Annotated in this window: 19 protein-coding genes, 4 tRNA genes and 1 pseudogene; 14 read left to right on the top strand and 10 right to left on the bottom strand. The window is 61.3% G+C overall.

The genetic code is table 11. From position 1 onward, the window contains the following. Positions 1-101 precede the first annotated feature (101 nt). Entirely contained in the window at positions 102-1,118 is a 1,017-nt protein-coding gene (locus AACY45_RS14665) for an outer membrane protein assembly factor BamD (protein ID WP_339546132.1), read from the bottom strand. Positions 1,119-1,269: 151 nt separating this feature from the next. On the opposite strand from AACY45_RS14665, the gene rluD reads away from it, so the two are divergent. The 7 genes from rluD (at position 1,270) to AACY45_RS14630 (ending at position 6,363) form a co-directional block, all read left to right on the top strand. Continuing rightward, positions 1,270-2,232: a 23S rRNA pseudouridine(1911/1915/1917) synthase RluD gene (gene rluD / locus AACY45_RS14660; RefSeq protein WP_095166517.1), complete on the top strand. Its 963-nt coding sequence runs from the start codon at positions 1,270-1,272 to the stop codon at positions 2,230-2,232. Continuing rightward, the gene (gene pgeF, locus AACY45_RS14655) at positions 2,229-2,954 is read left to right on the top strand and encodes a peptidoglycan editing factor PgeF (protein WP_339546131.1); all 726 of its coding nucleotides are present in this window, start codon (positions 2,229-2,231) and stop codon (positions 2,952-2,954) included. The genes rluD and pgeF overlap by 4 nt, the downstream gene beginning before the upstream one ends. Positions 2,955-3,084: 130 nt before the next feature. Beyond that, complete coding sequence (gene clpB / locus AACY45_RS14650) at positions 3,085-5,649, top strand: ATP-dependent chaperone ClpB (RefSeq protein WP_339546130.1); 2,565 nt, start codon at positions 3,085-3,087, stop codon at positions 5,647-5,649. 299 nt (positions 5,650-5,948) lie between these two features. Further along, positions 5,949-6,024 (top strand) — tRNA-Asn (locus tag AACY45_RS14645). Between the two features lie 9 nt (positions 6,025-6,033). Next, positions 6,034-6,110 (top strand) — tRNA-Pro (locus AACY45_RS14640). A 5-nt stretch (positions 6,111-6,115) separates the two neighbouring features. Next, positions 6,116-6,191: transfer RNA gene (locus AACY45_RS14635), tRNA-Lys, on the top strand. A gap of 95 nt (positions 6,192-6,286) precedes the next feature. Beyond that, positions 6,287-6,363, top strand: a tRNA-Pro gene (locus tag AACY45_RS14630). A 145-nt stretch (positions 6,364-6,508) separates the two neighbouring features. Here the strand turns inward: AACY45_RS14630 and AACY45_RS14625 are convergent. The 4 genes from AACY45_RS14625 to AACY45_RS14610 form a co-directional block, all read right to left on the bottom strand. Further along, on the bottom strand, positions 6,509-7,807 hold the full coding sequence (locus AACY45_RS14625) for an NAD(P)/FAD-dependent oxidoreductase (RefSeq protein WP_339546129.1): 1,299 nt from the start codon (positions 7,805-7,807) through the stop codon (positions 6,509-6,511). Between the two features lie 60 nt (positions 7,808-7,867). Beyond that, the gene (locus AACY45_RS14620) at positions 7,868-8,041 is read right to left on the bottom strand and encodes a DUF3094 domain-containing protein (protein ID WP_095166525.1); all 174 of its coding nucleotides are present in this window, start codon (positions 8,039-8,041) and stop codon (positions 7,868-7,870) included. A gap of 66 nt (positions 8,042-8,107) precedes the next feature. After that, complete coding sequence (locus AACY45_RS14615; RefSeq protein ID WP_339546128.1) at positions 8,108-8,635, bottom strand: MOSC domain-containing protein; 528 nt, start codon at positions 8,633-8,635, stop codon at positions 8,108-8,110. After that, the gene (locus AACY45_RS14610) at positions 8,632-9,258 is read right to left on the bottom strand and encodes a DUF1780 domain-containing protein (protein ID WP_095166529.1); all 627 of its coding nucleotides are present in this window, start codon (positions 9,256-9,258) and stop codon (positions 8,632-8,634) included. The genes AACY45_RS14615 and AACY45_RS14610 overlap by 4 nt, the downstream gene beginning before the upstream one ends. 233 nt (positions 9,259-9,491) lie before the next feature. Between AACY45_RS14610 and AACY45_RS14605 the strand changes: the two genes are divergently transcribed. From AACY45_RS14605 to AACY45_RS14585, 5 genes are all read left to right on the top strand, one after another. Continuing rightward, on the top strand, positions 9,492-10,835 hold the full coding sequence (locus AACY45_RS14605) for an aromatic acid/H+ symport family MFS transporter (protein WP_339546127.1): 1,344 nt from the start codon (positions 9,492-9,494) through the stop codon (positions 10,833-10,835). A gap of 3 nt (positions 10,836-10,838) precedes the next feature. Beyond that, positions 10,839-12,050, top strand: coding sequence for a benzoate/H(+) symporter BenE family transporter (locus AACY45_RS14600; protein WP_339546126.1), 1,212 nt, complete (start codon positions 10,839-10,841; stop codon positions 12,048-12,050). Between the two features lie 101 nt (positions 12,051-12,151). Continuing rightward, entirely contained in the window at positions 12,152-13,420 is a 1,269-nt protein-coding gene (locus AACY45_RS14595) for an OprD family porin (RefSeq protein ID WP_339546125.1), read from the top strand. Positions 13,421-13,571: 151 nt separating this feature from the next. After that, complete coding sequence (locus AACY45_RS14590; RefSeq protein ID WP_339546124.1) at positions 13,572-14,258, top strand: energy-coupling factor ABC transporter permease; 687 nt, start codon at positions 13,572-13,574, stop codon at positions 14,256-14,258. A gap of 63 nt (positions 14,259-14,321) precedes the next feature. After that, entirely contained in the window at positions 14,322-14,537 is a 216-nt protein-coding gene (locus AACY45_RS14585; RefSeq protein ID WP_339546123.1) for a hypothetical protein, read from the top strand. Here the strand turns inward: AACY45_RS14585 and yacG are convergent. The 4 genes and pseudogenes from yacG to AACY45_RS14565 all read right to left on the bottom strand — a co-directional run bounded on the left by yacG (position 14,534) and on the right by AACY45_RS14565 (position 17,443). After that, the gene (gene yacG / locus AACY45_RS14580; RefSeq protein WP_095166544.1) at positions 14,534-14,734 is read right to left on the bottom strand and encodes a DNA gyrase inhibitor YacG; all 201 of its coding nucleotides are present in this window, start codon (positions 14,732-14,734) and stop codon (positions 14,534-14,536) included. The genes AACY45_RS14585 and yacG overlap by 4 nt on opposite strands. After that, the gene (coaE, locus tag AACY45_RS14575; RefSeq protein WP_339546122.1) at positions 14,731-15,354 is read right to left on the bottom strand and encodes a dephospho-CoA kinase; all 624 of its coding nucleotides are present in this window, start codon (positions 15,352-15,354) and stop codon (positions 14,731-14,733) included. The genes yacG and coaE overlap by 4 nt, the downstream gene beginning before the upstream one ends. Then, positions 15,351-16,223 (bottom strand): prepilin peptidase, encoded by an 873-nt coding sequence (locus AACY45_RS14570; RefSeq protein ID WP_339546121.1) that lies wholly within the window; start codon positions 16,221-16,223, stop codon positions 15,351-15,353. The genes coaE and AACY45_RS14570 overlap by 4 nt, the downstream gene beginning before the upstream one ends. Positions 16,224-16,225: 2 nt before the next feature. Continuing rightward, positions 16,226-17,443: pseudogene (locus AACY45_RS14565) on the bottom strand (type II secretion system F family protein). A 253-nt stretch (positions 17,444-17,696) separates the two neighbouring features. On the opposite strand from AACY45_RS14565, the gene AACY45_RS14560 reads away from it, so the two are divergent. Beyond that, the gene (locus tag AACY45_RS14560; RefSeq protein ID WP_339546120.1) at positions 17,697-18,113 is read left to right on the top strand and encodes a pilin; all 417 of its coding nucleotides are present in this window, start codon (positions 17,697-17,699) and stop codon (positions 18,111-18,113) included. A gap of 193 nt (positions 18,114-18,306) precedes the next feature. After that, the gene (locus AACY45_RS14555; protein WP_339546238.1) at positions 18,307-18,663 is read left to right on the top strand and encodes a BON domain-containing protein; all 357 of its coding nucleotides are present in this window, start codon (positions 18,307-18,309) and stop codon (positions 18,661-18,663) included. A 173-nt stretch (positions 18,664-18,836) separates the two neighbouring features. On the opposite strand, the gene AACY45_RS14550 is transcribed toward AACY45_RS14555, so the two are convergent. Continuing rightward, a complete protein-coding gene (locus tag AACY45_RS14550; RefSeq protein WP_339546119.1) occupies positions 18,837-21,785 on the bottom strand; it encodes a DUF748 domain-containing protein in 2,949 nt (982 codons plus the stop codon). Positions 21,786-21,831 lie beyond the last annotated feature (46 nt).

The following is a 21,831-nucleotide window of genomic DNA, read 5'->3' as shown; positions in this document are numbered from 1 at the left end:
GATTGGGCAGTTTAGCCAAGGTCTCATCCAGCGCACAGCGCTATAAAGTCCGGAAATAAAAAAGGAGACTCGAAAGTCTCCTTTTTTGTACCTGGCGGGTGTCAGTCGAACACGCCGAAGGTCATGTAGCTGAACCAGGAGCGGTCGTCGTTGGTGCCTTGCGCTTCATGCTGCTCTTCTTCCACAGCATCGCCGTCTTGTGGCTTGAGCTCGGCCGGGATGGAGTCCTTGGCATCCTGGTACTGCTTCATGATGTCCTGGTTGGCGCGGGTTTCACCCGGCGGCAGCGGCGGACGGGACTCGATCAGGCCCAGGGTGGCCTTGCTGGCCCACGAACGGTTGTCCGCTTCGGCAACCCGTGGCACGAACTGACCGTCTACCAGGCTTGGGTGATTCGGGTAGTTCAGCTTCAGGGTTTCGAGGCTGGTGTTGGCCAACTCGTCCAGGTGCAGGCGCTGGTAGGCTTCGACCATCACGGCCAGGCCATCACCGACCGACGGTGTTTCCTGGAAGTTTTCCACCACGTAACGACCGCGGTTGGCTGCTGCGACATACGCCTGACGGGTCAGGTAGTAGTCGGCGACGTGGATTTCGTAGGACGCCAGCAGGTTGCGCAGGTAGATCATGCGCTGCTTGGCGTCAGGCGCGTAGCGGCTGTTGGGGTAGCGGCTGGTGAGCTGGGCGAACTCGTTGTACGAGTCGCGGGCAGCACCCGGGTCACGCTTGGTCATGTCCAGCGGCAGGAAGCGCGCCAGCAGGCCAACGTCCTGGTCAAACGAGGTCAGGCCCTTGAGGTAATAGGCGTAGTCGACGTTCGGGTGCTGGGGGTGCAGGCGGATGAAGCGCTCGGCAGCCGACTTGGCAGCCTCGGGCTCGGCGTTCTTGTAGTTCGCATAAATCAGTTCGAGTTGAGCCTGGTCCGCATAGCGACCGAAGGGATAACGCGACTCCAGGGCCTTCAGCTTGGCTGTGGCCGCGGTGTAGCTGTTATTGTCCAGATCGGTCTGAGCCTGCTGGTACAGCTCGACTTCGCTGAGGTTTTCGTCTACGACTTCCTTCGACGAGCAAGCAGCGGTCAATGCGAGGATGGCGATCAGCAGCAGGTGTTTCACTTGCATGGCGGCTTGCGTCCCTATGACGGCCGCTGTCTTGGGCGGGGCCGTCCTGTTATGATGAGTGCCCCGTTGAATAGCCTCGGGGCAAAAGACGCCGTATTTAACCACAAGCGCGCAGCCGAAACCAAAGGCTGTGCCGACGCCTAGTCTGAGCATGTCCGATAAAATTGAACTTCGCGCAGAGGTGCCGTCCGAATTGGGCGGCCAACGCCTCGATCAAGTCGCCGCACAATTATTCGCTGAGCACTCGCGCTCGCGCCTTTCCGCCTGGATCAAAGACGGCCGCCTGACTGTGGATGGGGCGGTTATCCGCCCGCGAGACATTGTCCATGGTGGCGCCATCCTTGAGTTGACCGCCGAGCAGGAAGCTCAGGGCGAATGGATCGCTCAAGACATCGCCCTGGACATCGTCTATGAAGACGACGACATCCTGGTGATCAACAAGCCTGCCGGGCTGGTGGTGCATCCTGCCGCCGGTCACGCCGACGGTACGTTGCTCAACGCCTTGCTGCACCACGTGCCTGACATCATCAATGTACCGCGCGCCGGTATCGTGCACCGTCTGGACAAGGACACTACCGGTTTAATGGTGGTGGCCAAGACCATTCAGGCGCAGACGCAACTTGTTACACAGTTGCAGAGCCGCAGTGTCAGCCGGATCTACGAGTGTATCGTCATTGGTGTGGTCACCGCCGGCGGCAAGATCAACGCGCCGATCGGTCGTCACGGCCAGCAGCGCCAGCGCATGGCGGTGATGGAAGGCGGCAAGCAGGCGGTCAGCCACTACCGCGTGCTCGAGCGTTTCCGCTCCCACACCCACGTGCGGGTCAAGCTGGAAACCGGTCGAACGCACCAGATTCGGGTGCACATGGCCCACATCAACTTCCCGTTGGTCGGAGACCCTGCCTACGGCGGTCGCTTCCGTATCCCGCCGGCAGCCAGTGTGACCATGGTCGAGTCGCTGAAACACTTCCCGCGTCAGGCGCTGCATGCGCGTTTCCTGGAACTGGATCATCCGACCACCGGCAAGCGCATGAGCTGGGAGTCGCCACTGCCGGAAGACTTCGTCTGGTTGCTGACGCTGCTCAAGCAGGACCGTGAGGCGTTCATCGGATGAGTGACTGGCTGATTCCTGACTGGCCCGCGCCGGCTGGGGTCAAGGCCTGTGTCACCACCCGTGCGGGCGGCGTCAGCCTGCCGCCGTTCGACAGCCTCAACCTGGGCGATCATGTCGATGACAGCCCCACGGCGGTGGCTGAGAATCGCCGACGCCTGACGGATCACTTTGCGATCCAACCAGCCTGGTTACAGCAGGTGCACGGCGTTGCCGTGGCTCATGCGGACCCGGCCCTGGTCGCGACCGCGGACGCCAGTTGGACAGCCGCGCCCGGTATCGCCTGTACGGTGATGACGGCCGATTGCCTGCCGGTGTTGTTCTGCGACCGTGCCGGTAGCCGTGTTGCGGCAGCTCACGCCGGCTGGCGCGGGCTGGCGGCCGGGGTGCTGGAGGCGACGCTCGACAGCCTGGCCGTGGACCCGGCGCACGTGCTGGTCTGGCTTGGCCCGGCCATTGGCCCCAAAGCCTTTGAAGTCGGTCCGGAAGTTCGCGAAGCGTTCATCGCGCAACTCGCAGAAACACATCAGGCATTTGTGCCCAGCCACAATGCCGGCAAGTACCTGGCCGACATCTATCTGCTGGCACGCCTGCGCCTGAAAGCCCGCGGCATCAGCGCCGTGTACGGTGGCGGTGAGTGTACCGTGACCGATCCACGCTTCTTTTCCTACCGCCGTACATCGCGCACCGGCCGGTTTGCCTCCCTGATCTGGCTCGAACGCTAGACTCTCCTGATCTGCATCAACTGCACGACGCTTGAATCTTCCAGAATCGACCGCATCTAGTGGGGTATCTGGCAGGTTTCTCTATTTAGGTGTGTCCATCGCTCCGGCCTGCTCAAAAGGAAGGTGACCAATGCGTATAGACCGTTTAACCAGCAAATTGCAGTTAGCCTTATCCGATGCCCAATCCCTGGCTGTTGGCCTCGATCATCCGGGCATCGAACCTGCGCACCTGATGCAAGCGCTGCTTGAACAGCAGGGTGGCTCGATCAAGCCGCTGCTGATGCAAGTGGGCTTCGACGTCAACAGCCTGCGCAGCGCGTTGAGCAAAGAGCTCGACCAATTGCCGAAAATCCAGAATCCGACGGGCGACGTGAACATGTCGCAGGACCTCGCGCGTCTGCTCAACCAGGCCGATCGCCTGGCCCAGCAGAAAGGTGATCAGTTCATCTCCAGCGAGCTGGTGCTGCTCGCCGCCATGGACGAGAACAGCAAGCTCGGCAAGTTGCTGCTCGGCCAGGGTGTGAGCAAGAAAGCCCTGGAGAACGCGATCACCAACCTGCGTGGCGGTGAAGCGGTCAACGACCCGAATGCCGAGGAATCGCGCCAGGCGCTGGACAAATACACGGTCGACCTGACCAAGCGCGCCGAAGACGGCAAGCTCGACCCGGTGATCGGCCGTGACGACGAAATTCGCCGGACCATCCAGGTCCTGCAGCGCCGGACCAAAAACAACCCGGTGCTGATCGGTGAGCCGGGTGTGGGTAAAACCGCGATTGCCGAAGGCCTGGCCCAGCGCATCATCAATGGTGAAGTGCCGGACGGCCTACGTGGCAAGCGTCTGCTGTCGCTGGACATGGGCGCGTTGATTGCCGGTGCCAAGTACCGTGGCGAGTTTGAAGAACGCCTCAAAGGCCTGCTCAACGAACTGTCGAAGCAGGAAGGGCAGATCATTCTGTTCATCGACGAACTGCACACCATGGTCGGCGCCGGTAAAGGCGAAGGCTCGATGGATGCCGGCAACATGCTCAAGCCGGCCTTGGCCCGGGGTGAGTTGCACTGCGTCGGCGCGACCACGCTCAACGAGTACCGCCAATATATAGAGAAGGACGCGGCCCTCGAGCGACGCTTCCAGAAAGTCCTGGTGGATGAGCCAAGCGAGGAAGACACCATCGCGATCCTGCGTGGCCTGAAAGAGCGCTACGAGGTTCACCACAAGGTGGCGATCACGGACGGGGCGATCATTGCGGCGGCCAAGCTGAGCCACCGCTACATCACTGACCGGCAGTTGCCGGACAAGGCCATCGACCTGATCGACGAAGCGGCCAGCCGCATTCGCATGGAAATCGACTCCAAGCCCGAAGTGCTGGATCGCCTGGAGCGGCGCCTGATTCAACTCAAGGTCGAATCCCAGGCCCTGAAGAAAGAGGATGATGAAGCGGCGATCAAACGCCTGGGAAAACTCCAGGAAGAGATTGTCCGGCTGGAACGCGAGTATTCCGACCTGGAAGAAATCTGGACCTCGGAGAAAGCGGAAGTGCAGGGCTCTGCGCAGATCCAGCAGAAGATCGAACAGTCGCGCCAGGAGCTGGAAACCGCCCGCCGCAAAGGCGACCTGAATCGCATGGCCGAGTTGCAGTACGGGGTGATCCCGGACCTGGAGCGCAGCCTGCAAATGGTCGACCAGCATGGCAAGAGCGAAAACCAGTTGCTGCGCAGCAAGGTGACTGAAGAAGAGATTGCTGAAGTCGTGTCGAAATGGACCGGCATCCCGGTGTCGAAAATGCTCGAGGGTGAGCGCGACAAGCTGATGAAGATGGAAAGCCTGTTGCACCAACGTGTAATCGGCCAGAACGAGGCTGTGGTGGCCGTGGCCAACGCCGTGCGGCGTTCCCGCGCCGGGTTGTCCGACCCCAATCGCCCAAGTGGTTCGTTCATGTTCCTCGGCCCGACTGGCGTGGGCAAGACCGAGCTGTGCAAGGCCCTGGCCGAGTTCTTGTTTGATACCGAAGAGTCGATGGTGCGCATCGACATGTCCGAGTTCATGGAAAAACACTCCGTGGCACGGCTGATCGGGGCACCACCAGGCTACGTGGGCTACGAGGAGGGCGGTTACCTGACCGAAGCGGTACGTCGCAAGCCGTACTCGGTGATCCTCCTGGACGAGGTCGAGAAGGCCCACCCGGATGTGTTCAACGTGTTGCTGCAGGTACTGGAAGACGGTCGCCTGACCGACAGTCACGGACGCACCGTGGATTTCCGTAATACGGTGATCGTCATGACGTCCAACCTGGGGTCGGTACAGATCCAGGAACTGGTGGGTGATCGTGAGGCGCAACGTGCCGCGGTAATGGATGCGGTGTCGACGCACTTCCGTCCGGAGTTCATCAACCGGATCGACGAAGTGGTGATCTTCGAGCCTCTGGCCCGTGATCAGATTGCCGGCATCACTGAAATCCAGTTGGGCCGCCTGCGCAGCCGTCTGGCCGAGCGTGAGCTGAAGCTGGAACTGAGCAGTGAAGCGTTGGATAAGTTGATCGCGGTGGGTTACGACCCGGTCTATGGCGCACGGCCGCTCAAACGAGCGATCCAGCGCTGGATCGAAAACCCGCTGGCCCAGCTGATTCTGTCGGGCAGCTTCCTGCCGGGCAGCAGCGTAACGGCCACCGTGGCGAACGACGAAATCGTCTTCAACTGAGGCGAGATTGCTGCAAAAGAGCAAAGGCCCCGCATTGCGGGGCCTTTTTTTTCACAGGGTGTTGAACTGTAAGGAAAAGGCTTGTAAAGTGCGCCCCGCAGTAAGTCGCCCCAAGGGTTTCCACTCCCCAAGTAGAAATCTGAAATAAGTTGCAAATCATTGTCTTGAAAGCAATTTAGGGGCTTGACAGAGGTGTTTAAGGTTGTAGAATAGCGCGCCTCAGACACACGAACGCAGCGATGCGAACGGGTCGAAGAGAACGCAGTAAAGCTTCAAATGTTGTGATTGAAATGTGTAGTTCCGTGATAGCTCAGTCGGTAGAGCAAATGACTGTTAATCATTGGGTCCCAGGTTCGAGTCCTGGTCACGGAGCCAATTTCAAACCGGGGTATAGCGCAGTCCGGTAGCGCGCCTGCTTTGGGAGCAGGATGTCAGGAGTTCGAATCCCCTTACCCCGACCATTTTTGGGTCGTTAGCTCAGTTGGTAGAGCAGTTGGCTTTTAACCAATTGGTCGTAGGTTCGAATCCCACACGACCCACCATTTTTGAAACCAGTTAACGCTGGAATCGAATCTTAAGATCAGAGGCCAAAAGCGCTGATCGAAGAAGGCGACTTGTAAAGGTCGCTTTTTTTTACCGGGGTATAGCGCAGTCCGGTAGCGCGCCTGCTTTGGGAGCAGGATGTCAGGAGTTCGAATCCCCTTACCCCGACCATATTAAAAATCCTCGTATCGAAAGATACGGGGATTTTTTTTGCCTGTTGAAAAGCGATCGTCCAGGTGGTGTGCATTAAATGTGGGAGCGCCACCTGGCCAGCTCCCACAGGTATTGGTGAGCCTGTGGGAGTTGGGCCGGAATGTCAGTGCAACTTCAGGCGTGGTTCAGTACCGCGGCCGATCTTGCTGCCCAGCATCAGCATCGCCGTGCGGAACGGCCCGTACAGCGCCACCTGGTGCATGCGGTAGAGCGACACGTAGAACATCCGCGCCAGCCAGCCTTCCAGCATCACGCTGCCCGTCAGGTTGCCCATCAAGTTACCCACAGCCGAAAACCGCGACAGCGAGATCAGCGACCCGTAATCGGTGTACGTGTAGGACGGCAGTGGTTTGCCCTCGATCCGCAGTTTCAGCGATTTGGCCAGCAGCGAAGCCTGCTGGTGCGCAGCCTGGGCGCGTGGCGGCACGTTGCGATCAGTACCGGGTTGCGGGCAGGCGGCGCAATCACCGAAGGCGAAAATGTTTTCGTCGCGGGTGGTCTGCAGGGTCGGCAGTACCTGTAGCTGGTTGATGCGGTTGGTTTCCAGGCCGTCGATATCCTTGAGGAAACCCGGTGCGCGGATCCCGGCCGCCCAGACTTTCAGGCTGGCCTTGATCACGTTGCCATCGGCGGTGATCAGGCTGTCGGCCGTCACTTCGCTGACCGCCGCGTTGGTCATGACATTGACCCCAAGCTTCTCCAGGGTTTTATGCACAGGCCTGCCAATCCGTTCCGGCAGGGCCGGCAGTACCCGGGGACCCGCCTCGATCAGGGTGATGTGCATGTTCTCTGGCTTGATCCGGTCCAGGCCGTAGGCTGCCAGTTCATGGGCCGCGTTGTGCAGTTCGGCGGCCAGCTCGACACCGGTGGCGCCGGCGCCAACGATGGCCACGCTGATTTGCTCGACCTGATCGGTCTGTCCGGCGTGGGCGCGCAAGTAATGGTTGAGCAGTTGCTGGTGGAAACGCTCGGCCTGTTTGCGGGTGTCGAGGAACAGGCAGTGCTGGGCCGCACCCAGGGTGCCGAAGTCGTTGGTGGTGCTGCCCACCGAAATCACCAGCGAGTCGTAGGACACTTCACGAGCCGGTACCAGCTCCAGGCCGGCTTCGTCATAGGTGGCGGCCAGCTGGATTTTCTTCTGCCCGCGATCGAGCCCGCTCATGCGCCCCAGTTGGAACTCGAAGTGGTTCCATTTGGCCTGGGCCACATAGTTGAGTTCGTCTTCGGAGGAGTTCAGGGAGCCGGCAGCCACTTCATGCAGCAGCGGTTTCCAGATATGGGTCAGGTTGGCGTCGACCAGCATCACACTGGCCGTGCCACGCTTGCCCAGAGTCTTACCCAGACGGGTAGCCAACTCCAGACCGCCGGCGCCGCCGCCAACGATGACAATACGATGAGTCATGGGGATATCTCGCAAGGCTAAAAGAAATCGGTACAGTTACCCGAGCGAGCGCCACGCAGCTCATAGCGTCAGGTAACTGATAAAACGGCTCAGCAGGCCCAGGCCAATGGTCACCGCCAGGACGATCACCAGGAGCATCCACGGCCGAAAAGGCCGGCGCTCGACTTGGTGCTGGGACAGGTGCAGGTACTCTTCGACATGCTGCTGGTCGTCCGGGTTCAGGCGGCTGGTCATATCAAGGCCTCGTCAGGTAGACGTTGCTAAAGGTGTAGAAGCTACAGCGCACGGCCGACTCAGCCGTCAGCCCGTATTGAACGGAGCATAGCCGCTCGCGGGCACGGGCTCGACACACAGCCTGTCATCCAGGCGAATGATGCCACTTTGTATCACCCGCGCGGTAATCCCGCCATGGCCGCGCACGGCCTGGAAAGTCCCCGGGCCGAGGTTCTGTTCGAGCCTGACGCAGGGCTGGCACCAGCCAGTGGTTTCAAAGATGGCCTGGCCGATCCGGAAGCGCCGGCCCTTGAGGCTGAACAGATTGATCCCGCTGACCACGATGTTGCGACGCAACTCCTGGGGCTGCACCGGCTGGTCCGCAGGGCGCGCCATCAGTGAGCTGATCACCGCCAGGTGTTCCCACTGGATCAGCGTGACCTGCCGCGCATTGCGCACCCCGGGCCGCGCATGATCGCCCGTCAGGCCGGCCTCCAGGCGCGCTTCCACAGCCTCCAGCGCGAGCATCGGCCCGCGCGATTGCGGGCGCACGCCCAGCCAACGCACCCGGCCTTGTTGGGGCACCGCTTCAATCAGCTCCTGCAACGGGCTCACAGGCTGATCCCGACGTCGAAGACGATACTGCGCCCCAGGTTACTGCGCAGGAAGTCCGGCGCGTCGGGGTGGGCGAACAGCACGCGGGCGAAGGTCGGACCTACCAGTGAGAGCGAGCGCCAGCCCTGGCGCAGGTATTCGGTGGGGGGCGGGAAGTGGCTGTTGAGGTCCAGCACTTCACGCTTGAGGCTGGCGAAAGCGATGATGTCCAGTTCACCCAGGTCCATGCCGCGTTCTTTGTAGTTGTGCGCTTTTTTGCGCAGGGTCGGCGCCAGCCTGAGCAAGAACTCGTTGGCCGGAATCCGCTTGGGCTTGGCCTCGCGGCGCACCAACTGGCTCAGGGAGAACGCGCTGCGCCGGCGTTGCAGTTCATCGCGCCACTCATCATTGAGCCGCCGACCTTCGTCGAGAACGAAGAACACTTCAAAGTTGGCTTCGCGAAACAGCACGTCGGGTGGCTCGCCGGCAGGGCTGAACTCGTCGGCGCGGTAAGGAATGTTCAAGCCCTGCAACAGGCGTTGGCACACCCAACGCTCACGCTCCCATTTGCGGGCATTGGAGAGGAACGCGTTGGCCTGCTCGGCCGCAATGGTCAGCAGGCGTAAATAATCTGAATCATCCATAGGCCAAGCTTAGCGTTCAAATGTGATCACAAAGAACACAGTTTGTCGGAGAAGCGCAAACTTTTGAAATGCTGTCGGCGTGCCACTGACGGGATGAACGACATCTGCACAAAACGGATAACGATCTGCGCAAAGCGGATATTGCCGCGCCACAGGCCTCTCTACCCTCGGTGATACGCACGCTTATCACGTGACCGATGCTCTTAAAAAAACAACAACAAGAGACCGATGCCATGCGCAAGATCGACGTACATGAGCTGATCGACGACGCTCGTTTCAACCGCTTCCACTGGATGGTGCTGTTCTGGTGTGCCCTGATCATCATCTTCGATGGCTACGACCTGGTGATCTACGGCGTGGTCCAGCCGATGCTGATGAAGGAATGGGGGCTCAGCCCGTTGCAGGCCGGTGCCCTGGGCAGTTATGCGCTGTTCGGGATGATGTTCGGCGCACTGTTTTTCGGCCCGCTGTCGGACCGGATCGGCCGTAAAAAAGCCATTACCCTGTGCGTGATCCTGTTCAGCGGCTTCACTGTGCTCAACGGGTTTTCCCGCAACCCGACGGAGTTCGGGATCTGCCGGTTCATCGCCGGGTTGGGCATCGGCGGGGTCATGCCCAACGTGGTGGCGCTGATGAACGAATACGCGCCAAAAAAAATCCGCAGCACCCTGGTGGCGATCATGTTCAGCGGCTATTCGGTGGGCGGCATGCTCTCGGCCGGGCTGGGCATTGTGTTGATCCCCAGTTTTGGCTGGCAGTCGGTGTTCTACGTCGCGGTGCTGCCGTTGTTGATACTGCCGCTGATCATGTACTTCCTGCCTGAGTCGGTGGGTTTCATGCTGCGCCAGGGGCGTCATGAAGAAGCGCGCAAGGTCCTTGAGCGCGTGGAGCCGACGTACGTTGGCCAGAGCAGCGATCAACTGCAGATGAGCGAAGTGAAAGGCACGGGTACCCCGGTGCTGCAACTGTTCCGCGAAGGCCGGGCGCTGCGCACGCTGATGCTGTGGCTGGCATTTTTCTGCTGCCTGCTGATGGTCTACGCCTTGAGTTCCTGGCTGCCGAAACTGATGGCCAACGCTGGGTACAGCCTGGGGTCGAGCCTGTCGTTCCTACTGGTGCTGAACTTCGGCGCGATCTTCGGCGCCGTGGGCGGCGGGGTACTGGGGGATAAGCTGAACCTGCCGCGGGTGTTGGTGGTGTTCTTCGCCATGGCGGCGGTGTCGATCACCTTGCTCGGTTTCAACAGCCCGATGCCGTTGCTGTACCTGCTGATCGCCATTGCTGGCGCCACCACCATCGGTTCGCAGATACTGCTGTACGCCTGCGCCGCACAGTTCTACTCCATGACCATCCGCTCCACCGGCCTGGGCTGGGCCACGGGCATTGGTCGCAACGGTGCTATTGTCGGTCCACTGTTGGGGGGTGCCCTGCTGGGTATCAACCTGCCGTTGCAACTCAACTTCATGGCATTCGCCCTGCCGGGTGCGGTAGCCGCCATTGCCATGACCGTGTTTGCCATCAGTAGTCAGCGCAGCGCAACGAGCGCTACCCGCGCGCTGTCGCCATCGGGTGCCTGAAGCATGAAAGCGCTATTGCGGGACTTTTCGCTGTCGGCGGCAGTCGCCGGTTTCATTGCCACGGTGATTTCCTATGCCGGCCCCCTGGTCATTATTTTCCAGGCGGCCGACACCGCCCATTTGTCGCGCGAGGTGCTGTCGTCCTGGGTCTGGGCAATTTCCATCGGCAGTGCGCTGCTGGGGATCGGCTTGAGCCTGCGTTACCGCGTGCCGGTGATCATCGCCTGGTCGGCACCGGGCTCGGCGCTGCTGGTGGCGCTGTTACCGGGGATCAGCATGCCGGAAGCGGTGGGGGCGTACCTGGTCAGCAGCCTGATCATCTTTTTGATCGGGGTCTCGGGGGCATTTGACCGGATCATCAGCAAGCTGCCGGCCGCCATTGCCGCTGCCATGCTGGCGGGGATTCTGTTCAGCTTCGGCACCGGTCTGTTCGTGTCGTTGCAGGGCAAACCGTGGCTGGTGCTGGCGATGTTTGCCACCTACCTGATGTGCAAGCGCTTGATACCGCGTTACGCGGTGTTGATGGTGCTGCTGGTGGGGTGCTCCATGGCGTTGTTCGCCGGGGACCTGCGGGTCGACGCACTGGTGATCGGCCTGGCTACGCCGGTCTGGATTACCCCGCAATTCAGCCTGAGCGCGACCTTGAACATCGCGTTGCCGCTGGTGATGGTCGCACTGACGGGGCAGTTTGTCCCCGGCATGGCGGTGCTGCGGGCCAGCGGTTATTCGACCCCCGCCAGCCCGATCATTGCCAGCAGCGCGCTGGGCACGGCATTGCTCGCGCCCTTTGGCTGCCACGGCTTGAACCTGGCGGCGATCACCGCGGCGATCTGCACCGGCCGTGAAGCCCACGAGGACCCGGGCAAGCGGTATGTCGCCGGGGTCGTCGGCGGCTTGTGTTACCTGATGCTGGGGATCTTCGGCGCGACCCTGGTCTCGCTATTCTCGGCCTTCCCCAAAGAGCTGATCGCCGCCCTCGCCGGACTGGCGCTGTTCGGAGCGATTGCCGGGGCGCTGGCCGGCGCGATGGCGGTGCCCAACGATCGCGAAGCGGCGCTGGTGACCTTTCTGGCGACGGCCTCGGGCATGTCGCTGTTCGGTTTGTCTGCCGCGTTCTGGGGGCTGATTTTCGGCATGCTCACCCACCTGTTGTTGAACGTGCGCCGCACCGCTCCGGGGACCAAGGCGACCCCCGCCCCGGAAGCTGTGCGCTGACCACTCTGGACTGATTCCCACCTGCTTGACCTTCCCCCGCAGCGGCTGCGCTGCGGGCGGATCACTGCACCCTGTCGATCAATAACAATAAGAGCACACCGATGAAACAGACTCTCGCCACAACCGCTTCGCTGTTGTCCCTGACGCTCGCCTCGGGTTTTTCCGACAGTGTGCTGGCCACCGACAGTGACTTCATCAACGACACCAGCGCGACCTTGCAGGCCCGCAATTATTATTTCAGCCGCGACTTCTCGGACATCATCGGCGCCAATCAGCAGTCCAAGGCCGAGGAGTGGGCCCAGGGCTTCATTTTCAATCTCAAGTCCGGCTACACCCCGGGCACCCTCGGGGTTGGGGCGGATCTCATCGGCCAGTTGGGCCTCAAGCTCGACAGCAGCCCGGACCGGGTCAACACCGGCCTGCTACCGGTGCAGGACGATGGCCGCGCGGCCAATGACTACAGTCGCCTGGGGGCGGCGTTGAAAGTGCGCTACTCGAAAACCGAACTCAAGGTCGGGGAGCTGCAACCCAACCTACCGGTGCTGGCCTTCAGCGACATCCGCCTGCTGCCGCCCACTTACCAGGGGGCGAGCATCAGCTCCAGCGAGCTCAACGGCTTGACCGTGCAGGGCGGTCACCTGAACACCACCAGCCTGCGCAACGAGTCCGGCGATGAAAAAATGCAGGCCATGCTGGGGCATGTGCCGCAGCGCCAGGTCAGCAGCGACGGTTTCAACTTTGCTGGGGCCGACTATGCGTTCAATGACAAGCGCAGCTCGCTCAGTGCCTGGTACGGGCAACTGGAGGATATCTACAACCAGCGCTTTCTCGGGCTCAAGCACAGTGAGCCGCTGGGGGACTGGACCCTGGGCACGAACCTGGGCTACTACGATTCGCGGCAAGACGGCAAAAAACTGCTGGGCACCCTCGACAACCAGGCGTTCTTCTCCCTGCTCTCGGCCAAGCGGGGCGGCCACACCTTCTACGTTGGTTATCAGGGCATGTTTGGCGACAGTGCCTTCCCGCGCGTCTTCGCCAATATCTCGCCTCTGGGCAACGAAGTGCCCACCTACGAGTTTGCCTACACCGACGAACGATCCTGGCAGGTGCGTTACGACTATGACTTTGCGGCGCTTGGTGTGCCGGGGCTGACCAGTACCCTGCGTTACATCACCGGCAATAATGTCGACACCGGCAAGGGGTATGAAGGCAAGGACCGCGAGCGTGACCTGGACCTGGGCTACGTGCTGCAGAGCGGCAGCCTCAAGGGCCTGGGGATTCGGGTGCGTAATGCGATGGCACGGTCCAACTACCGCAGTGACATCGACGAAAACCGCCTGATCCTCAGTTACACCTGGACCCTGTTATGAGTCGCTGGCGGTGTCGGAGACCGAAACCACCTTGGGAGGTCCCGTGGCTGTGCGCCAGGGGGCATCGGGGCGGTGTAGACTGATGGCCTGTTCGGTTTCGCCAGGAGTCTGACGTGAAGGTCTGCGCAACAGGGTGGATGGAGGCCCCGGCATGATCGGTGCCGAACTGTTGTCACCGTTCACCCTCGCCGTGGGGTGGTTGCTCTACGTGCCGGTGCTGCTCTGGGCGATAGCGCGCGCGCCCTGGGTCGAACTGTTCAGCGACAGCCGGCGCCAGCACCTGCTGTTCGGCACGGTGTTCGCGTTGTTCTTGCTCTGGCTGGTAAGGCGCGACTTCGACACCGGGGTGTCCTACCACTTCATTGGCATGACCGCCGTGACCTTGCTGCTCGACTGGCCGCTGGCGATCGTCGGCGGGCTGGTCGCCCAACTCGGCCTGGTGCTGCTGGGGCGCCAGGACCTGGCGGCGATGGGGGTCAACGGTGCCTTGTTGATCCTGCTGCCGGTGCTGGTCACTGAAGGGTGCGCACTGCTGGTGGAGCGCGCGCAGCCGCGTAATCCATTCGTGTACATCTTCTGCTCGGGTTTTTTCGCCGCGGCGTTGTCAGCGCTGCTCTGCCTGTTGCTGGCGCTGGGCGTGCTGTGGTTCGACGAGCGTTTCGCGATGCCGGAATGGCTCGAGGATTTTGTCGGTTACCTGTGGCTGATCATCTTTCCCGAGGCCTTTATCAACGGCATGGTGATCAGCGCCCTGGTGGTGTTCTGCCCCGAGTGGCTGGAGACCTTCAATCGCACCCGTTACCTGTCGGCGCCGTGGAAAGACGATGACAAGTCTTGATCCTTATCAACAGGTCGATGAACAGGCGCCCCTATGCTCCGGGAAATCCTCAGGAGCAACGGCATGAGCGTTTATCAGTGGGCGAGGCAAGAGTTGCGCGACAGTCTGGCATCGGCAGAGGCGGCCGGTTTTGAACCGGGGTTGAGCCTGCGCGCCTTGCTCAGCGCGGTGGTCGAGCAGAGCAAGGCGGTGCGCAGTGTCGAGGACCTGGCCGACGAACTGCAGTTCTTGGCCGAGAACCTCGATGACCGTGCCGACTACAGCTTCATGCGGCCTTAGTGGCGCGGTTCGAAATCTTCGCTGAACAGATCGTCTTCCGCGTCCGGGCTGACCGGGATCTTGTGTTCTTCCGAGGCCCAGGCGCCGAGGTCGATGAGTTTGCAGCGGTCCGAGCAAAAGGGCCGGAAGGTGCTGCTGGCGCTCCATTCCACGGGGGCGCCGCAGGTTGGGCAGGTGACGACAGGGGGTTGGCTCATGACTGGCCTCCACGCAAAGTTAGGTAAAAGTGATGCAGGCGTTCGACTTCGCTGTGCAGCCAGGCGAGGTCGCGGTCGTTGACCACCACATCGTCGGCATGGCGGATGCGCTCCTGACGGCTGGACTGCGCCTTGAGGATCGCCTGGACCTGCTGTTCGCTGGTCTGGTCGCGCTGCAGGGTGCGTTCGATCTGTAGGTGTTCGGGGGCATCGATTACCAGCACCCGTTGGGTCATGGCGTACTGCCCGGACTCGATCAGCAAGGGTGACACCAGAATCGCATACGGCGATTTTGCGCGCGCCAGGTACGCGGCAATCTCTTCGGCGATCAAGGGATGCAGGAGCTTTTCCAGCCAGCGGCGCTCCTCGGGGATCTCGAAGATCAGCTTGCGCAGTGCTGCCCGATCCAGTTGGCCGTCTGCCTGCAGCACGCCGTCACCGAAGTGCGCGGCAATCTGCGCCAGCGCCGGGCGGCCAGGCTCGACCACCCAGCGCGCGGCATGATCAGCATCCACTGCATGGATACCGAGGTCGATGAAATGCTGGGCCGCCGCGCTTTTGCCGCTACCGATGCCACCGGTGAGGCCGAGAATCCAGGGTTGTTCCACAGGGGTATTCATTGCAAACCGACAAACTGCCAATAGAAGTCGGTTATTTGACCACCCCAGAGCAAGGCAATCCAGCCAGCAATTGCCAGATAGGGGCCGAAGGGGATCGGCGTCGAGGTTTTCGCCCGTTTCCAGCGCAGCCAGAGCAGTCCGCTGACGGCCCCCACCAACGAGGCCACCAGGATCGTCAGCGGCAGGATCTGCCAGCCGCCCCAGGCGCCGAGCAGCGCCAGGAGCTTGAAGTCGCCATGGCCGATGCCTTCCTTGCCAGTGATCAACTTGAACAGCCAATACACCGTCCACAGGGTCAGGTAGCCCGCCACGGCGCCCCACACGGCATCCTGCAGTGGCACGAACAGCTCGAACGCGTTGACGATTACCCCCAGCCACAGCAACGGCATGACCAGCACATCGGGCAGCAGTTGGTGGTCGGCGTCGATCAGGCACAGGGCCAACAGGCCCCAACTCAACACCAGCAGTCCCGCGGCCTGCCAGCCGAACCCCAGGTGCCAGGCGATAAAGCCCGAGAGCAGCGTGCAACTGAGCTCGATCAGTGGGTAACGGGCACTGATGGGGGTTTTGCAGCGTGCGCAGCGCCCGCGCAACATCAGGTAGCTGAGCAGTGGAATGTTCTCCCAGGCCCGCAGTGGATGGTGGCAGTGGGGGCAATGGGAGTGGGGGAGCAGCAGGTTGTAGGTGGGCCCGGGGGCCTCGCCAGGCAGTTCGAGGATGTCCCGCGCCTGCTGGCGCCAATCCCGTGCCAGCATGTTCGGCAGGCGCCACACCAGAACGTTGAGAAAGCTGCCGACCACCAGCCCCAGCCCGAGGGCCAGGGTGACGAAGGTCGCCGGGTAGCTGGTGAGAAATTCACTCAAGGGCATGTTCAGATCGCCGTACCAAGTTGGAAAATGGGCAAGTACATGGCAACCACCAGCCCGCCGACAATAACGCCCAGTACCCCGATGATAAGGGGTTCCAGCAGGCTGTTCAGGTGATCGACCAGGGTCTCGACTTCGCCTTCATAGTAGCTCGCGACGTTGCCAAGCATCTCCTCCAGCGCGCCGGATTCTTCGCCAATGGCGGTCATCTGGATCGCCAGGTTGGGAAATACCCCACTGTTGCGCATCGCCAGATGCAGTTGCATGCCGGTGCACACATCCTGGCGGATCACCTGCACCGCCTGTTTGAACACCCGGTTGCCAGTGGCTCCCGCCACCGAATTCAGAGCGTCCAGCAATGGCACCCCCGCGGCAAAGGTGGTCGATAGCGTGCGGGCATACCGGGCGATCGCCGACTTGCGCAGCAGGGGACCGACCACCGGCAGATGCAACCAACGCGTCTGTAGCCAGTCGCGAAATCCCGGGGAACGGCGTTGGGCCTGGTGTATTCCCAGCGCGGCAGCGAGCAGCCCCCCGAGCAGCAGCCCCCCGCTGTGCCGGAGGAATTCGGCAAGCCCGATCACGCTGCGGGTCAGTGCGGGAAGCTCGGCACCAAAACCTTGAAACATCACTTCGAACTGCGGCACCACCTTGAGCAACAGGATGGCGCTGACGATCACGGCCACCAGGAGCACTGCTAGCGGGTAGGTCATGGCTTTACGCATCCGCGCCTTGAGCTGTTCACGTTTCTCCCGATAACTCGCCACCCGCTCCAACAACGTGTCGAGGGCGCCGGCCTGTTCGCCGGCGTCAATCAGGTTGCAGTAGAGTTCGTCGAAATACTGCGGTTTTTTGCGCAGGGCAGTGGTCAGGCTGCTGCCGGCCATCACGTCCTGTTTCAACTCCTCCAGCAGGCAACGCATGCGCGGGTTAACGAAGCCTTCGGCGATGATGTCGAAGGCCTGGAGCAAGGGCACGCCGGCCTTGAGCAGGGTCGCCAGTTGTCAGGTAAAGACCGCGATATCCCGGGCTGCCACTCGCTGGCCAGGGCTGAACAGAGGGACAACTTTTTTTCGCACCTTGCCCACAGTGATGCCCCGTTGGCGCAATCGGGCCTTGATCAGCGCCGGACTCTGCGCGCTTGATTCGCCGGACATTCTGCGGCCTGTTCTATCGACGCCTTGCCAGGCATACAGGCTGACCTTTGCTGCTTTGACCGTCATGACTCAATCCTTGATGACCCGTCGGGTGTTTGCACAAATCTGGCTTGCGCTGGGAAGCCTAGCCAAGGGTGGCGTCTGTGCGGGCGCAGGGCAGTGACAAATAGTGTCAGTTAGTGCTGTTTTGCAAAGTCTTGAGCGGGGGCAACGAGAGTCCGGTGCCCGGTCTGCAAGGGCTTACGGACTTGGCATGGGCTGTGCCTTATCCGCTACCGAGCAGGAGCTTTCGTCTCATGCACAAAAGGGAGTGGGAGCCATGAAAGGACAAAGGGCGTTCAGCCTGATCGAACTGCTGATCGTGGTAGCGATCATTGGCATTCTGGTCACGGTGGCGTTGCCGCTGTATTCCAAATATCAGGCGCGGGCCAAGGTCACGGCCGGACTGGCCGAGATCTCGGCGCTCAAGGTGCCATTCGAAGACATCATCAACCAGGGGGCTGATCCGACCCTGGAGCGACTCGGGGCCAGCGCGACCACCAGCCATTGCACCGTCTCGGCGGCGGGCAGCGGCGCCTCCGGGCTCGGCAGCCTCGGCTGCACCCTGGTCGATGCGCCAGGCCCGGTGCTGAACCGCACGCTTACCCTTTCGCGCACCGAGGCGGGTGGCTGGAGTTGCGCGACCACGGTGGCCGCGGACTATTCCCCCAAAGGCTGTACCCCCCGCGAGGGCTGATTCCGGCAACTTGCATGTCGAGAATGTCCGGGTCATGCAAATTGCATGATTCCGGGTTTTTAAATATTTTGTAACTCATTGATTTTTAATGATTTATTTCGACATCCAAAGTTGGCACAGCGTTCGCACTATTACCGGTAACCCTGCTGAGAAGGCAACCAGCAGACTTTCTGGAAAAACAGGAGTTACCCGTATGAAGAAGTTCGCTATCGCTACCGCAACGGCTACCGCTCTGACCCTGACACTGGCCAACGCAGCGTTTGCGCAGACCACCCAAAACACCCAGTCGCCAATGGTGCTGGCTGCCGGTGAAGTGACCGAGGCGAAGGAAGCGACTTCCGACACCTGGATCACCACCAAAGTGAAGGCTGACCTGGTCACCGAGAAAGGCATTCCGGGTACCGATATCAAAGTCGAAACCAACAAAGGTGTGGTGTCGCTGTCTTCCACCACTACGGTGACTGACTCGCAGAAAGAAACGGCGGTAAGAATCGCGAAAAACATCAAGGGCGTCACTGCCGTATCGGCTGACGGTCTGAAATCCGAGTAAGACGGCTTCTCGCCTGGACTGGGAGAAGGAGCGGCAGGTGAGCCGAGTCATACACCCGCCGCGACTCTGACTCTAGTGTTCATGCGACCGACCACAGGGATGTGGTCTCCACAGGCCCCGACATTCGTGTCGGGGCCTGTTTTTTGGGGCGCGGAAAAGTTTGCGCTGCTGGGTTACTCTGCGTCCAGGTGCAGCGGCGTGACGACCCGGCCATCACTTTCGGCCTGGCCCAGGCTGGCGTCGATGAAGTACACCCGGTCATCAGCCAGTTGGCCCTTGTCCACCAGGTAGTCCTTGATGCTGCTGGCGCGGTCCTGGCCCAATTGACGCAACAGCACGTCGCTGCCCGCCCAGAACGTGATCACCCCTTCACGCATTTTCGCAGCGCGCTCCTCCTTGCCCAGATCCTTCCATTCAGCCGGTGGCTGGGTTTTCAGGCGCGTGCGGTAGATACCTTCGAGTAGCGGGGTTTTTTCCCCTTCCGGGACTTCCAGCAACGAAGCCTGGGCCGGCACTTTGTCGCCACGGCGCTGGAGAATCTTGTAGTAGTTGTACTGGTACTCGCGCTCCAGGCGCTGCTCGGCAATCAACGGGCCGTCGCTGCTTTGCGCGGCGGTGCCTTCGATTTCCAGGCGCAGGGCCGGGCGTTCCTTGAGGGCGCTGGCCAGCTTGACCAGTGCGCCCTCGGCGTCCTTGCTCAGTTCGCTGGAACCCGGCGCGAAGGACACGGTGCCCAGGTCTTGCGAACCGCCGCCGGCGACCAAACCGCCGATCAGTTTGAACGGCGCAGCCGCGGCCTTGACGATCAGGTTGCGCAGGGTTTGCCAGACAATCGGCATCACGCTGAACTGGGGATTGTTGAGGTCGCCGGTGACCGGCAGTTCGATGGAAATCTTGCCATCGACGTCCTTGAGCAAGGCCACCGCCAGTTTCAGCGGCAGGCTGACGGCATCCGGGCTGTCGACTTTCTCGCCCAGCTCCAGTTGCTCGACCACTACTTTGTTATCCGCCTTGAGCTGGCCCTTGGTGATCCGGTAATGCAGGTCGAGGTTGAGGCGGCCTTTGCGGATCCGGTAGCCGGCGAATTTCCCGGAGTAGGGGGTCAGGGTCGTCAGTTCAACCCGTTTGAAACTGGTGGCGATGTCCAGTGCCGCCATCGGGTCGAACGGATTGACGCTGCCCTTGATGGTCACCGGGGCGTAACGGTCGACCTTGCCTTTGACATCCACCGAGGCCGGCTTGGCCTGGCGGCTGTCGATGGTGCCGATCTGACCATTGAGTTGCTGGATCGCGGTGGCGAAGTTGGGTGTCAGGCTGAAGTCGGCAAAGTTCGCCGAGCCGTCGTTGATGGCAATGCCGCCGATGTGAATGCCCAGCGGTTTGTCCTGGCTGGTGGCAGGTTTGCCTGCCGTGGTTTTCGCCGTGCTGTCGGCCGGTTGCGGGATCAGCAAGTCGTCGATGTTGGTGGTCCGGTCATCGTTGATCATGAATCGGACGTAGGGCTGCTGCAGGTTGATTCGATCGATCGACAGACTGTCGCCGTGCTGATAATTCAGCCCTTCGACCATGACCTTCTGCCACTTGAGCAAGTCACGGGATTTGAGGGTGTCGAGGGTGTGCAACTGGTCGACCTGGGCCTTGCCAGTCACGTTGAAGGCCAAGGGTTCGGTGCTCTTGAGATTGACGGCCAGGTCGCTGCCGAGCATCCCGGAGCGCAGTTCCAGAAGGATGAACGGGCTGATGTAGGACTGGGCGACCCGCAGGTCGATGTCCCGGGTTTGTACCTTGAGCCGGGCGCTGACCGGCGCCAGGTTGACCTCGCCGTCGGCCATCAGCTTGCCTTGCTTGCCCACGCCGGTATCGAGCTTGAGGGTGAAAGGCGAGCCATTGAGGCTGTCGAAGTTTTTCAGGTCCAGGTTCAGCGGACCGACCTCCAGCGCCACTGCCGGCTTGGCCTGGCGATCGGTCAGGTGCACCTGGTAATTGCGCAGTTCGACATCCTTGAGCAGCACCTGCCAGGGTTTGCTCGGCGCAGCGGGCGCGGGTTTAGGTGAGTCGGCCGCCGCCGGTGCATCCACCGCTTCGGCCTTGACCGCGGGCTTGGCGGGCTGGCTGGCGAACAGCTTCTGCCAGTCGAGCTGACCATCAGTTTCGCGGGCGGCCCAGGTTTCCAGTTTCTGACTGCGGATCTTGCCGACGATGACTTGTTGCTTGGCCAGGTCGATGCTGGTTTCGCTGATGTCCAAGCGTTCGAGGCGGGCGAGCGGCCGGCCATCCGGGGCCTTGATGGCAAAGGGGGCGATGCTGGCCGAGGTGTTGCTCAGCAGCAGTTCGGTTTCCTTGGACAGGTTGAGTTTGTAGTCGGTGCTGAGGCTGACGGTGCCTTCTTCCAGCACCAGTGGCAGGGCGTCACGCACGTAGGGCCAAAAGGCTTTCATCTTGCCGTCGGTGATTTTCAAGCTGCCTTCGGACGTGATAGGCACCAGGCTGATTTTGCCGCTCCAGTCGATCTGGCCACCGGCCGGGCCGATCGCCACCAGGTTCATGTCGGCATTGTCTTCCGGCAGCGTGCTCAGGTTCTTGAGCTCGAAATCCAGTTTGTCGTAGAGGAACTCGATGGGTTCGCTGGGGCGCAGGTCCTGGAAATGGATGTAGCCACGGGCCAGGTCGATACGGTCGATGCGCAGCGGGAAGGGCTTGGCCTCGGGGTCGGCTGGCGTGGGTTCACTGGCGGGTAACGTGAACAGCTGAGTGAGGTTCAGGGTGCCGTCCTTGCTGAACAGCACCGAGGTTTTCGGCTTGTCCAGTTGCACATCGGCCAGGTGCAGGGCACGGGTCCAGAGGCTGTCGATCTGCAGGTCGGCGTATAGACGCTCGAAGCCGACTTGCTCTTTGCCAGGCTCGCCGATGTTCAGGCCCCACAGGGTCAGCTCCAGGCTGAATGGGTTGAACTCGATGCGTTGGAGGCTGGCCGGCACCGCTGCATAGTTAGCCAATTGTTGATTGGCGATCCGCAGGGCGATGCCCGGCACAATCAGAAAGCCCAGCAAGCTGTAGAGGGCCAGAGCAGTCAACAAGGCGCCGATGGCGCGAATCAATCCTTTGGGCATGTGTGGCTTCATCTGTCTGAATCGGAGTGCCTTGGAGTATGGCACGCGATTCTGGTTC

This window comes from Pseudomonas sp. RA_35y_Pfl2_P32, from assembly GCF_963970735.1.
In the GTDB taxonomy this organism is placed as follows: Bacteria; Pseudomonadota; Gammaproteobacteria; order Pseudomonadales; family Pseudomonadaceae; genus Aquipseudomonas.
This window is presented reverse-complemented; position numbering and strand designations above follow the sequence as displayed.